Genomic DNA, 13,382 nt, shown 5'->3' with positions numbered 1-13,382 from the left:
GATACATTTGTTTACCCGTCTACTTTAATTTCAATTACTTCTAATAGCCTCACCATCGCCAACGTATCCTGCTCACAATAGGCCAGCAACTGTTTCCTGAGTGTAGCCAGCTTTTTGGGGATGTCAACCAAGGTACACATTGTGTGGTAGGCCTGCATGGCTGCACTACCGTTACCAATCTCCAGATCATCATAACTCAAGTCCTTCACAAAGGCTGGTAGTACTGCCTTAATCGAGTGAGAGCCCTGCTGTTTCCAAGAATAGAGATGCCGTGCCTTGAACGGATCCAGCAGATCAACCATATTGTCAATTAAATGCTGTATCTGCTTTTTCTTACGCGGGTAAAGTTCTGCCAGTTCCTTAAGCCGACTCTGCTCAAACGGTTTGTAGTACACCATGATGCACCCGTCATCAGGCAGTACCTTCAGCAGCTCATCCAGAAACTCCTTGCGCGGGTCTATAGCTGGTGGTGCCAGATATTCATGATGGTATACCTTACCACCTAGTTTTTTCTGGATATGCAGCGAGAACTGAAACGGCATTTGCTGGTAGGGACGTTGCCCATCATAGGAGGGAACCGCCTCCATGAAGGTCTCAAAATCAAGATAGCAAAGTGGATACCAGAGACTATCCATAAACTCCTGTAGTCCCTCTTTGTTGACAATGGTCTGCTTCTTTTTGGCTGCTTCCACCTGCTGGCGTTGCTTGCCCTTTACGCGGTCAAGCGGGATGTCCTTGAGCTTTGTGATCCCCTCATGAAAGAGCTTGAAGCAGTCCGCACCGTTACCGGCAAGGTCAAAAACCGATCCTTCATCTGGCACATCCTGCCAGCAATACTCACTAAACGCGCATTCATACGGGGCATCACAATGCGGGCCAATCTGAACAATCGGCTCTGCACCGGTCAGCATCTTCTTCATGGTTGCAATCTGCTTTTTGACTGCAGGTTGCATTTCCAGGGCATCTTCGGTCAGATCAACAATGGTAAATAACTGCTGGGGATCAAGCTTGCCCTTGCGCTGATATGAGCTGTTGATATGAACCAGATGCGCCTTGGTTATCTTGATACCGGCATTGGTAATGACATGGTACTGCACTGCCAGGTCGTCGTAATAGGTGTCTTTTAGCTTACTTGAACTTTTAACCTCATACAGTTCCCAGCCCCCACGCACCTTGCGCAGGATATCGGCCTTGACAAAGACTCCATTGTACTCAAACGAGGCCTCGTAAATGACCTTGCTCTGCTTGAGAGCTTCCTGTGTTTGCTGCAGCTGCTCATCAATACTCAGCCCTTCATAGGGGATCTCCACACCACCAGGAAACAGCTCCTGGGCAATGGCTCCTACCTGATGCCCTTGGGCCAATATCTCTTCCGTTGTTTCATCAAATTCATTTCTCAGCTCCTTGCGCCATGTTGCAAGCCAGAGATATTTGGGACACTGCAGACCATTAAGGTAGCGGGACTTGCTGAGACCGGGGATGGCAGACTTTTTCATGGCAGCTCCATTTGTCAGGATGATGTACTGCTACCACTAACATTTTCAAGCGACAGCCATTGTCGCGTATATCGACTACCCTGACCACCGTTACAAATGATGTAAGTCAGGGAGCATAACTATGGACAGACGAACATTTCTCATCACCATGCTGCAGGGGACGCTGGCAGCAACACTGCTACCGCATAGTATCTCTCCGCTTCTGATAGCACAGTATGCATCGCTGCACCACCTTGGTGAAATTCCTCAACAAAACATGCGGATCGCAGCACTGGGTGTTGGCCAGTTTGGAGCACTCTGCGGCAGGATGCTTGCCTATTCAGTACACAACATCAGCGGCCATGTGTTGGCGTCAAGCCGGCATTATACCGGCAGTTTTGATTTCTCGCAGCTGCCCCTGTCTATCCAACAGCCTGATCTCCTGTTTCTGCTTGCAGATGCAAGCCAACCATCATCAGCTTCACAGCTGGCAACCTGTATTGATGCAGCCACAGCAGCAGGCCTGCAGACAGTGCTCATTGGGCCATCTGCAGCCCACCTTCATTCTTCACGCTCGACTGATTGTGCATCATTACCTGTCTGCACGGTTGCCGACCCCGCCACAGTCCGAGATCTGGTGGCTCTGGTGGCAGATCTGGTCAACACCGACAGCTTTGTTGGCATTGACCATGGTGATATCAAGGCAATCCTCCGTTCAGGCAGCCATGGTCTGTTCTCATGTAGTGAAGCTACTGGTGCAGACAGGGAATCTCTAGCCAGCAGTCAAGCATTGGAAAAGCTACAGCAGCAGGGGCTGGATTCAGCTAACTGCCGCGGTGCCATGGCCTGTATCTACGGCTCCCCTGCTATGTCGTTTGACTACTATGCCCAGGCTGCCTCAGTGATGGACGGTTATTTCTCAAATGACATCACCTTTGTCTTTGGAGCTATTCCGGATGAGCAGTTAGCTGCTGATACCATCAAAGTCGCCATCCTGGCAATGCGGTGAGTTTTGTATTGCCTGAGGTCTGGAGAACACAACTATGAAAGATATCAGTTCTGAAACCAAGCAACACACTGCAAAGCCTTGCCTTGCTGCAGAAGAGACAAAACAACTCCAACAGGAGTTGCCAAATCAGGTAGACGCCTCAGTTCACCAAGATATCAAGCCAGCCCCCAATCCGTCCGGTAAGACAGCAGAAGAACCTTATATCGATCCAAATGGGGTTCTTAACTATCCGGCTAATGCTGGAAATCCAAAACTTGAGGTTAAAGCATGGTTAGAAGGTGAACATCTTCACACGCAGGGGGTTTTACCTGGCCTTGCGGATGCAATAATCAGGCTGACGCCTGACAACCAGACCTTGCAAAAGAAACTTCTGCGTAAGCATGTTGGTGTGTTTTCCGACAACTGCTGGCCACTGCATGTGGAGCGTTGGAAGTGTATGGTGGCAACTATCATAGCTAAAGACACGTTCTTGTCCCAAGAGGAGGCTGAATATCAGGCAGCAGCAAGCCTGAAGGCTGTTGCCTACCTAAGCTGCCTGAGGGCAGAAAGTATGAAAAAATGACAAAACAAGCTTAGTTAGAAATATTGTGATGCACGAAACATGGTAACCGCCACGTAATCATGCTGCAGCAAAAGGTTTTTAAGAAGGCGAGATGCAAAGTTTGTCTAATTTAATCGTCACCTAACACATATCAAACGACATATTTTGACGCTCTGTTGGCCTACTATGGCGCTACTCAGATCTTGGCAATGGAGACAGAACATGGACAGACGGACATTTCTCACCACCATACTACAAGGTAGCCTTGCGGCAGCACTACTGCCTAACAGCATTTCATCGCTTCTGGTAACACAGTATGGACAACCGGAAATTTGCCAGCAGAAGATGAGTATATCTGCGATTGGTGTCGGTTCATTCGGCACGTACTGCACGCGATTGCTGGCATATTCAGTACCTCATATCAGCTGCCACGAGTTGCGTATTGATTACCAGCAACACAATATACCCGACTTTTCCGGCTTGGTTAATGCTATCCAGCATAGTGACCTGCTGTTTATGCTTGCTGACACAGCTCAACCGCTATGCAGTTCCGTGCTGTCAGCCTGCGTTGATGCAGCAGCAGAGGCAGGCGTTCAGGTAGTCATTATTGGCCCCAATTTTCCTGCTTATCTCCAATATTCTGTTTGCAAGCCAAACTCATCGCCATCCTGCTACTGTGCTGCAGACCCCATTATAGCCCGTAATCTGATTGCAATGGTTTCAGACCTAGTCAATACCACCACTTTCTTTGCCGGTGTTGATTTTGCCAATGTCAGAGCGTCCTTGCACTCGATACTGCGTTCAGGCAGTAACGGCATTTTTATAATCGGTGAGGCTTCAGGTGCAAACAAGGGAGTGCTGGCCAGCAAAAAGGTTTTGACACAACTAGAACAGCAGGTAACCAGTTCAAACAGCTATCGTGGTGCTATGGCATGTATCTACTGTAACTCAGAAACGTATTTAAATGACTTTGACCAAGCCATCATAGAACTTTTCCGCTTCTTTATCCCCCCTCCAACCAACGGATTTAACATTATTTACAACTGCGTCATTGATAACAGCCTACTTGACGCTGCCAGGGTAGCGGTTCTGGCAATCGTTTAGACAGAAGGAGGGCTTGTGGAATACAGAGAGCAAACTGTCGTAGGGTCCGCAGCAATTAAGGTCATTGGCATCGGTGGGGCAGGCCTGAATGCAGTCAATGCTATGTTGGCAGCAAACCTTGATGGTGCTGAGTATATTGCTATCAGCACCTCGCAACCTCGGCTCAGAAAATCACGGGCTGCCTCGAAAATTCAGATCGGGACAGATACTCGTGGGCTTGGTACCGGAGGCAACCCAGAGATCGCCAGAGCTGCAGTACAGGAGAGTCAGCAGGACATCCTGAATAGTCTTACAGGGGCAGATCTGGTGTTTCTGGCTGCTGGCATGGGAAGTGGCACCGGTACTGGTACCACACCGGAGATTGCAAAGTTGGCTAAAGAAGCAGGCGCACTGGTGGTTGCTATTGTGACCAAGCCATTCTCCCGTGAAGGCAAGCGCCGTATGGAGATCGCTGATCAAGGGATCAAGACCCTGTTGCCCCTGGTGGACAGCCTGATTGTTATACCCAATGACCGACTGATCGGCATATCCGGCAAAGGAACCTCATTGCTTGAGGCATTCAAACCTGCTGACGACCTGCTGCGGCAGGCAGTGCAGGGGATAGTGGAGATCGTCAGTAAGCATGGCCATATCAATGTTGACCTGAGTGATCTCAAAACCATTCTGGGCTCTCGCGGTATGGCAATGATGGGGGTTGGTATATCAAGTGGCTCGGATCGAGCAACAGAGGCATCAATGATGGCAATTCACAATCCACTACTTGAAGGTTTGGACATCCGTGAAGCCAAGGGGTTGCTGCTCAACATTGCCGGCAGCAGCAGTATGACCATGGATGAGTTTGATCAGGTCTGCAGGTTGATGACGGAGCAGATCAGGAGTGATGCGACCATTATCGTCGGGGTAGTTGTGGATGAAGAGTTGGCAGACCAGATCAAGGTGACGGTGATTGCCACCGGAATTGGTGTCACACCAGGTACGGACAAACCAAAATTACGACTGGCCAAGGGTAAACTGATTGAGCTTTAACTGAACAACAACAGCAGGAGCACAACCACTCCCTACAGGAGCTGAACATGATTGACACATTTTTACGCCCAGACTGGACTTTTGAGACGTTTGCCTACGGAAGCTGCAACCAGCTTGCCGTTTCAGTCGCCCTATCAGCAGCCATAGATCACGGGGCAATCTTCACCCCCTTAATCATCTATGGTGGCCACGGACTTGGGAAAAGCCACCTACTGCACGCAGTAGGGCATCAGGCATTAAGGTGGAATCCAGCAATGCAAATCAGATACTGCTCAGCAGATACCTTTGTGCAGGAATTCATAGAATGCCTCAAGGAAAATCAGATGGACAGTTTTAGGGCTAGTTTCGGCTCAGTGGACCTGCTGTTATTGGATGATCTACAGCGATTGGATAATAAGGAGCGAAGCCAGCAAGAGCTGCTGTACTTGTTTGACAAGCTCTTTATTCGACAGTCTCGGATTGTGCTGGCCGTAGACCGGCACACTTCAAAACTTGATGGTTTTTCAGATGCACTTCACTCCAGATTTTCCGGTGGAATGCAGGTTGAGCTGACAATGCCGGATTATGAAATCAAACGGTTGATTTTGGAAAAGCTGGCGTTGCGGCACCAGGTAAAGCTGGTAGATGAGGTCGCAGATTTTCTGGCTGATGTGGATGTTAGCGGTATCAGGCAATTGGAGGGTATGCTGATCAGGTTGGGTACCTACAGTTCTCTTATGAATGTTGAGATGCAGTCATGACCACCCGCAGAGCGGGTGGCTTGAGGAAAGCCCCTAAAAGGGGCTAGGTATTTTGGGTAAAGTCCAACTCTTCTTGTTTGTCCAGATGTTCCTGATCACGGACGTAGGCTCGGATCATTTCTTCATCCAGCCCAACTGTGCTGACACAGTAACCTCGTGACCAGAAGTGCCGACCGGTAAAACCTTTCTTGACGCCTTGGGCTTTGCGGTGGATATGGATCGCTGACTTACCCTTCAGATAACCGATAACCATCGCAACGCTGTACTTCGGCGGAATACTTAATACCAGATGGATATGGTCTGCCATGGCATGACCTTCGATAAGTTCGACTTCCTTCTGGCGACACAACTGACGGATGATTTTGCCAACTTCTCCTCGAAGCCTACCATAAAGCACTTTCTTACGGTACTTCGGCACTATCACCACATGGTATTTGCACTCCCATTTTACATGCGCTAAGCTTTGCCACTCTCGCATGGCATTTCCTCCTGTTGATTGCCTCTAGGGGCTTTCCTCAGGAGGAAATGTCGCTGGAACGGCATAACCTTTTCAAGTCTCACCGGCAGAGCCGGTGGTTTACTGAAAACCTACAATTAGGAGCGCTAGCTGCAATAGCAATCGCTTCAAAATCACCAGGCCGGTACCGTCCTAATTTTCCCGTTATATTGGATTTTCAAGGCCAGGGGTTGTTTCTTGAAAGAGTATGACTGAAGGATCAAATTCAAGCTGGATTGCTAGGTCATATTCAAGGGGGGATTCAAGGTGGACAGAACGTCCACATTTTTGGCTTGCGAATTTTACAGGGTGACCAACATTCGACCTTTTAACAACTTACGTGCTCTTCCAGTTGGTTGACAGTTTTTAGTAGTCATTAACATATCTACCTTTCAACTGACCGCTATTCTGTTTATAGTACCTTCCTTATCGCAGGCTGACAAAAAAAACATAATAAAATCGGTGATATAAATAAAACATCACAGGATGCAAGTCGCCTGAATAGGCTCGCAGATATTGACAAAATTGCGAAATATTTGCGGGGAGATTAAAACTAGGAGTCTGCTTTAAGAAGGGTCACAAGGAATTGCTGTCGAATAGCGAGCATTCAATTTTTAAATTTATGTCCAATCAAAAACAAAAGCACCCACTTGGGTGCTTTTGTTAAAATATACTAATGTATGTAGGATTTTTTTAAGTTATGGGGCCAAAAAGTCATTAATTGGGAAAACCTACATACAGATTTAAACATCGAGGTTAACGACATTCAAGGCGTTCAGCTCAATAAATTCTCTGCGTGGCTCAACCTGATCGCCCATCAAGACCGTAAAGATCTGATCCGCCTCAACCACGTCCTCAATCTTGACCTGCAACAGCGTCCGGTTTTCCGGGTTCATGGTGGTTTCCCACAACTGATCCGGGTTCATTTCACCCAGACCTTTGTAACGCTGGATCGCCAGACCCTTTTTGGCATAATCAAGGAAGTAGCTCAGCAGTTCTTCATGACGGCTGGTCTCAAGCAGTCCCTTGCCGTTTTCTTCCAGACGGGCCAATCCGCCTGCCATCAGCTCTGCCACCTTACGGTTTGATTCAACCAGCAGTTCATATTCATGGCTGGCAAGAACCCCGAGCGTCTGATTATCAATCACCGAACGCATATTGCCGATCCTGAAGGTGACCCGCTCATCCTCTGCCTGGTACTGGTAATCACAATCGTCTATCAACCCCTGCATGGTGTTCAGGTAGGACTCCAGTCCAGCCACTTCCTCGATTCCCGGCCGTACCCCGGCCCTGATCAGCAGATCAAGCAGGTCTGCCGGAATACCTTTTTTAACCACCTTTTCAAACAGGGCCCGCCACTCGATCAGTTGACGTATCACCGGAATGATCTGCTTGCCGATGTAGGAGCGATCCCCTTTTTCCATGCTCAGGATCAGTTCCTCAGCCCCTTCCTCCAGCAGGAAGGTCTGCAGGGCTGCCTCGTTACGCAGGTACAGTTCCTTTTTACCCCGCTTGACCTTGTAGAGTGGCGGCTGGGCAATGTAGAGGTGGCCACGTTCGATCAGCTCCTGCATGTTGCGGTAGAAGAAGGTCAGCAGCAGGGTCAGAATGTGGGAACCGTCCACGTCGGCGTCAGTCATGACAATGATCCGGCCGTAGCGCAGCTTGGCAATGTCAAAATCATCCTTGCCGATACCGGTACCCATGGCGGTGATCAGGGTACGGATCTCCTGGGAGGAGAGCATCTTGTCAAAACGGGCCTTTTCAACGTTGAGAATCTTGCCCTTCAGCGGCAGGATCGCCTGAAAGCGGCGGTCACGTCCCTGTTTGGCAGAACCGCCTGCAGAATCACCCTCGACCAGATACAGTTCACAGAGGGCCGGGTCCTTTTCCTGGCAGTCAGCCAGCTTGCCGGGCAGGCCACCCAGATCAAGGGCCCCTTTGCGGCGGGTCAGGTCACGGGCCTTGCGGGCCGCTTCACGGGCACGGGCTGCTTCAATGGACTTTTCCAGGATCCGCTTGGCCACCTGGGGATTTTCCTCCAGATAGACCGCCAGTTTTTCATTTAGGAGCGATTCAACATAGCCTTTAACTTCCGAGTTACCCAGCTTGGTCTTGGTCTGACCTTCAAACTGCGGCTGGGGGATCTTGACCGAGATGACGCAGGTCATCCCTTCCCGCAGGTCATCGCCTGAGATGGCCACCTTGGCGTTTTTGGTCAGGTTGTTACCGGCTGCATAGGTGTTCATGGTGCGGGTCAGGGCCGCCTTGAAACCTGCCAGGTGGGTACCGCCTTCATGGGTGTTGATGTTATTGGCAAAGCTGAAGATCTTTTCATCATAGGTATCGTTGTACTGCATGGAGACTTCCATCTCCACACCGCCTTTTTCCCCTTTGAAGTAGATCGGTTTCTGGTGCAGCGGCGTCTTGGCCCGGTTCAGGTATTCCACAAAGGAATTGATCCCGCCTTCGTAGAAAAAGTCGTGGGATTTTCCGTCAGCACGCTCATCATTGATCTTGATCCGCACCCCGGCATTCAGGAACGCCAGTTCCCTCAGACGCTGGGAGAGCACATCAAAGGAGTATTCCGTGGTTTCAAAGATCTCCTCATCCGGCATAAAGGTGATCTTGGTGCCACGGCGACGGGTCGTACCGGTTACCTCCAGCGGTGATTGCGGTTCACCACGGTGATAGGTCTGGCGCCAGATCTTGCCATCCCGCCTGATCTCAAGGTCAAGCCACTTGGAAAGTGCGTTGACCACCGAGACACCAACCCCGTGCAGACCGCCTGAGACCTTGTAGGAGTCGTTGTCAAACTTGCCGCCGGCATGCAGGACCGTCAGGACCACCTCTGCAGCAGAGCGGCCTTCTGTGGGGTGCATGTCAGTGGGAATACCGCGCCCGTTGTCCACCACGGTGATTGACCCATCCGTGTTGATGGTTACCGAGACATCGTTGCAGTGACCGGCCAGTGCCTCGTCGATCGAGTTATCAACGATTTCATACACCAGGTGGTGCAGACCTGCACTGGCAGTAGAGCCGATATACATGGCCGGGCGTTTACGGACTGCTGAAAGCCCTTCAAGGACCTTGATGCTGCCAGCGCCGTACTCGTTTGATGCTGCTGTTCCGTTCTGTTCAAACTCGCTCATGGTGTTCCGTTTCCTTCGTACGTCAGTCTGCCTTCTTCAACCCGGAATAGCTTGCTGTCCTGCTGCAGCACCGGAAGAAAGGGAGTTACGTCGGTTGTTGTTATCAGCACCTGGACCTCCCGCTGCCGTACATAGCCCAGCAGGTTCGTCATCCGCTCCCGGTCCAGTTCAGAAGCGATATCATCGAGTAGCAACAATGGCATCTCGCCAAAGGTTTCCTGAAGATGGTCAAGTTCTGCCATTTTCAGGGCCAGCACAAAGCTGCGCTGCTGTCCCTGTGAGCCAAAGCCTTTCAGGGGACGGCCTCCAATCGAAAACAGCAGGTCATCACGGTGGGGACCCCGACCGGTGCTCTTATAACGCAGATCCTGCTCATACTGGCTTGTAAGTAGATTCAACAGGACTTCTGCCCCGTTGTCCTCAGCTGCCCAGGTCACGTCAGGCTGGTAGGCAACAGCCACCTTTTCCCGTTCTCCTGCTATCTGCTGATACTTCTGTTGCAACAGCTGATTGAGCCGGTCTGTGTAGCGCCGGCGATGCTGCATGAGCCTGATACCGGCCGTTGCCAGCTGTTCAGTCCAGAGATCAAGCCCCTCCTGCTGATTGGTTTTAAGCAGCGCATTACGTTGCTTGAGGATGCGGTAGTAATTGTGGTAATCCGCCAGAAAAGCAGCATCACTGGCATAGAGTGAACGATCAAGATAGCGCCGCCTGGTTTCCGGTCCCAACTTGACCATGGCTGTATCATCGGGTGAAAAGACAACAACCGCCAGCTTTCCATGCAGATCAGCTGCCCGATGCACCGCCTTATCATCAATCGTTACCCGGCGGGTGCTGTTTTCAACATGGAGTACAATGGTACTTTCAACGCCTGCTGCCAGTACCAACCCACGCACTGCTGCTGACCGGCTGCCATGGTTGATCAGATCAGGAACCTTGGCAGCTCGAAAAGGTCGCGCATTCCCAAGCAGGTACACAGACTCCAGAAAATTGGTTTTACCCTGCCCATTTCTGCCATACAGGACGGTCAGGTGTCGTGCCGGCTGAATACAGGCTTTTTGAATATTACGGTACTGTTCAAGCCATACTTGCTTCAAAAACACGTCTGATCTAGAGCCTCATTGGCATGATAACCGCTAAAAGTTCATCATCTGAATCAGGAGTCACAATTGACGGCGAGAGTTCGTTTTTAAATTTCATCAACACCTGCTGGCTTTCACAAACCATCAATACATCCAGCAGGTAACGGGCATTAAATCGAACTGAGAACGGGTTTCCATCGTAGCTTACATCAAGCTCTTCCATGGCATCTCCGAGCTCCGGATTGCTCGATGAGATCTTGACCGCATTCCCCTCAATCTCCAACATGATTCCCTTGAATTTCTCACTGGACAGGATAGCCATCCGTCGCACGGCATGGATCAATTCTTCTCGCGGTGCCTTTACAATCTGTTCGTTTGCAGCCGGTATGACCCTGGTGTAATCAGGGAATTCTCCGTCCACCAGCCGCATGACCAGCGTTGTGTCTCCTTTTTTGATCACGGCACTGCTGTCAACAAAGCCGAATTGCAGGAGCCCGTCACCTTCGTCGGTAATCTTCTTAATCTCAAAGATACCTTTTTTGGGAAGTATAACCCCCTTCAACAGTTCGGGATTTGCCGTACCGCTGAAGGCAGCGGAGGCAATAGACAACCGGTGGCCATCAGTGGCAACCATCTTCAGGCACTGACCTTTTTCAGACTGCTCGACCCTGGTGAAGATGCCGTTGAGATTGTATTTGGTTTCATCGTTACAGATTGCATAGGATGTTTTTTCAATCATCTTTCTTAACAAGGCTGCTTCAAGCTCCAACAATTGTTCATCTTTAACCGTAGCTACCGCCGGAAACTCATCTGAGGGCAATCCAACAATATTGAATCTGACTTTGCCGCAGGTGATTTCTACCCAGTCGTTTTCCTTGGTTGAAAACGTAATTTCCTGATTTGGGAGTTCCTTGACAATTTCATACAGTTTTTTTGCACCAACGGTAATCCGTCCGTCTTTTTCCACCTTGGCTGGATAGTTGCCTTTCAGGCCTACCTCAAGATCAGTGGCGACAATTTCAAGATTGTCCCCCTGTGCCTCGATCAGGATATTCGACAGGATTGGCATCGATGTCCGCTTTTCGACAATGCCCTGTACTTTTTGCAGCGCTTTAAGAAAGGTATCTCTGTCAATTTTGAAATTCATGCCAGACTCCTTTGTTCCAGGTATTAGATAAGCAGTTAAAAAGTATTTAAAAGCTATGTATTTATTATTAGTCCTGTGGAAACCGTGTACAACCTGTATCTTACTAAATTAATTAAGATAAATGTCATTCATGTCTGTTGATTAACAGCCTTGGTTTGGACCGGTTATGAACAGGGTCAGAGTTACCCACAGTTATCAACAATTGGATGCACAGGTCTTGATGCAAAGTCTTACTGTTGAATTGATTCTTTTAATTCATTAATGATCTTAGATAATTTAGGATCTTCAACCAGTAATTTGTCGATCTTTTTTGTTGCATGGATGACAGTGGAATGATCTTTTCCACCAAACCTCGCACCGATATCCGGGTAGGAGGCAGTTGTCATATCCCTGCAAAGCCAGACTGCAACCTGACGGGCTAGTACAAACGCCTTGAGCCGCTTTTCTGATTTAAGGTCCGCCACCTTGAGTCCAAAGTGGTCCGCCACCGTCTTTTGAATCAATTCAACCGTTATCTCTTTTCTCTTGTTAACCAGTATATCCTTCAGGTTGTTTTGGGCCATGGTTAAGGTGATCGGGATATGCTGCAGACTGCTGTAGGCACCCAAGCGTATCAGCATTCCTTCAAGTTCCCTGATGTTTCTGGTGTCGCTCGATGCAAGAAAATAGGCCACATCATCTGGAAGCTGTATTCTGTTTGTATCAGCCTTCTTTTTGAGAATTGCTATTTTTGTTTCCAGATCAGGTGGTTGGATATCTGCAATCAGACCCCACTCAAATCTTGAACGCAGACGGTCCTCCAAATTTGGCATTTCTCTCGGAAATTTATCAGAGGTTATGACAATTTGCTTATGGGATTCGTACAGTGCGTTAAAGGTATGAAAAAACTCAACCTGGGTGCGTTCCTTGCCGGTTATGAATTGAATGTCATCAATCAGAAGTACATCTATTGAACGGAAGCGCTCACGAAATTCATCCATCTTGTTAAGTTTTATACAGTTTACCATTTCATGCATAAACTTTTCAGCAGAACAGTAGCAAATTTTGGTGCTGTTGTTATCTGACAGTATTTTATGTCCGACCGCATTAAGCAGGTGGCTTTTGCCCAGTCCGACCCCCCCGTAAATGAATAGCGGATTATAGGTTATGGCCGGATTATGAGAAACAGCCATGGCAGCCGCGTGGGCAAACTGGTTTCCGGCACCACTCACAAACTGGTCAAAGGTATAGCGTGGGTTGAGCGGGTTGAGTGGTGCTGTCTCTTTGGCTTGATCCAGCTCCTTTAAGGATATGCTTTCCTTCTGCTGTGGGGCTTCTATAACTTCCAGCGGCAGGTTATCTGCCTCTTTTTCCTGAATCAGGAACGTCACCAGCATATTCTTATCCGCAGTCACCGACAGGGCACTGTTGATCAGGTCAACGTAGTTATCCTCGAGCCACTCCTTAAAAAACTGGTTGGGTACAAGCAGGTACAGTGATTGATTGTCAGCATGGCTGAATTGAATCGGTTGAATCCAGTTTGTGTAGTTCTGAGGTGATATAACTTTTTCGAGATTCGTAGCGGTCTGCTTCCAAACCGCATGCATGGCACTGTTTTTTGAGGACGGCAT

General features: G+C 49.2%; 10 protein-coding genes and 1 pseudogene. 5 read left to right on the top strand and 6 right to left on the bottom strand.

Translation table 11 applies throughout. From position 1 onward, the window contains the following. Positions 1-11 precede the first annotated feature (11 nt). Positions 12-1,496: a DUF2779 domain-containing protein gene (locus FY034_RS00055; RefSeq protein WP_265552770.1), complete on the bottom strand. Its 1,485-nt coding sequence runs from the start codon at positions 1,494-1,496 to the stop codon at positions 12-14. 121 nt (positions 1,497-1,617) lie between these two features. On the opposite strand from FY034_RS00055, the gene FY034_RS00050 reads away from it, so the two are divergent. The 5 genes from FY034_RS00050 (at position 1,618) to FY034_RS00030 (ending at position 5,895) form a co-directional block, all read left to right on the top strand. Next, on the top strand, positions 1,618-2,484 hold the full coding sequence (locus FY034_RS00050; RefSeq protein ID WP_265552768.1) for a hypothetical protein: 867 nt from the start codon (positions 1,618-1,620) through the stop codon (positions 2,482-2,484). Between the two features lie 34 nt (positions 2,485-2,518). Continuing rightward, positions 2,519-3,046, top strand: coding sequence for a hypothetical protein (locus FY034_RS00045; RefSeq protein WP_265552766.1), 528 nt, complete (start codon positions 2,519-2,521; stop codon positions 3,044-3,046). 201 nt (positions 3,047-3,247) lie between these two features. Continuing rightward, positions 3,248-4,129, top strand: coding sequence for a hypothetical protein (locus tag FY034_RS00040; RefSeq protein WP_265552764.1), 882 nt, complete (start codon positions 3,248-3,250; stop codon positions 4,127-4,129). Between the two features lie 15 nt (positions 4,130-4,144). Continuing rightward, on the top strand, positions 4,145-5,155 hold the full coding sequence (gene ftsZ, locus FY034_RS00035; RefSeq protein ID WP_265552762.1) for a cell division protein FtsZ: 1,011 nt from the start codon (positions 4,145-4,147) through the stop codon (positions 5,153-5,155). A gap of 47 nt (positions 5,156-5,202) precedes the next feature. Continuing rightward, positions 5,203-5,895, top strand: a complete 693-nt coding sequence (locus tag FY034_RS00030) for a DnaA ATPase domain-containing protein (RefSeq protein WP_265552761.1) — start codon at positions 5,203-5,205, stop codon at positions 5,893-5,895. Here FY034_RS00030 and tnpA read toward each other — a convergent pair. From tnpA to dnaA, 5 genes and pseudogenes are all read right to left on the bottom strand, one after another. Next, positions 5,859-6,373, bottom strand: a pseudogene (tnpA, locus tag FY034_RS00025) (IS200/IS605 family transposase). The gene FY034_RS00030 and the pseudogene tnpA overlap by 37 nt on opposite strands. Before the next feature lie 761 nt (positions 6,374-7,134). Further along, positions 7,135-9,543 carry a DNA topoisomerase (ATP-hydrolyzing) subunit B gene (gyrB, locus tag FY034_RS00020; protein WP_265552759.1) on the bottom strand — a complete coding sequence of 803 codons (2,409 nt, stop codon included), beginning with the start codon at positions 9,541-9,543 and terminating at the stop codon, positions 7,135-7,137. Then, positions 9,540-10,640, bottom strand: a complete 1,101-nt coding sequence (gene recF / locus FY034_RS00015) for a DNA replication/repair protein RecF (protein ID WP_265552757.1) — start codon at positions 10,638-10,640, stop codon at positions 9,540-9,542. Before recF ends, gyrB begins: the two co-directional genes overlap by 4 nt. A gap of 13 nt (positions 10,641-10,653) precedes the next feature. Continuing rightward, complete coding sequence (gene dnaN / locus FY034_RS00010) at positions 10,654-11,772, bottom strand: DNA polymerase III subunit beta (RefSeq protein WP_265552754.1); 1,119 nt, start codon at positions 11,770-11,772, stop codon at positions 10,654-10,656. 230 nt (positions 11,773-12,002) lie between these two features. Continuing rightward, entirely contained in the window at positions 12,003-13,358 is a 1,356-nt protein-coding gene (dnaA, locus tag FY034_RS00005; protein ID WP_265555306.1) for a chromosomal replication initiator protein DnaA, read from the bottom strand. Between the last annotated feature and the right edge of the window lie 24 nt (positions 13,359-13,382).

The organism is Trichlorobacter lovleyi (assembly GCF_015239775.1).
Classification (GTDB): domain Bacteria; phylum Desulfobacterota; class Desulfuromonadia; order Geobacterales; family Pseudopelobacteraceae; genus Trichlorobacter; species Trichlorobacter lovleyi_B.
The sequence above is the reverse complement of the archived record's forward strand: the minus strand, read 5'-3'. Positions and strand labels throughout refer to the sequence as shown.

Coding starts and splice junctions, on each gene's coding strand:
- FY034_RS00055 (WP_265552770.1), bottom strand. CDS start 1,496: ATGAAAAAGTCTGCCATCCCCGGTCTCAGCAAGTCCCGCTACCTTAAT.
- FY034_RS00050 (WP_265552768.1), top strand. CDS start 1,618: ATGGACAGACGAACATTTCTCATCACCATGCTGCAGGGGACGCTGGCA.
- FY034_RS00045 (WP_265552766.1), top strand. CDS start 2,519: ATGAAAGATATCAGTTCTGAAACCAAGCAACACACTGCAAAGCCTTGC.
- FY034_RS00040 (WP_265552764.1), top strand. CDS start 3,248: ATGGACAGACGGACATTTCTCACCACCATACTACAAGGTAGCCTTGCG.
- FY034_RS00030 (WP_265552761.1), top strand. CDS start 5,203: ATGATTGACACATTTTTACGCCCAGACTGGACTTTTGAGACGTTTGCC.
- gyrB (WP_265552759.1), bottom strand. CDS start 9,543: ATGAGCGAGTTTGAACAGAACGGAACAGCAGCATCAAACGAGTACGGC.
- dnaN (WP_265552754.1), bottom strand. CDS start 11,772: ATGAATTTCAAAATTGACAGAGATACCTTTCTTAAAGCGCTGCAAAAA.
- dnaA (WP_265555306.1), bottom strand. CDS start 13,358: ATGCATGCGGTTTGGAAGCAGACCGCTACGAATCTCGAAAAAGTTATA.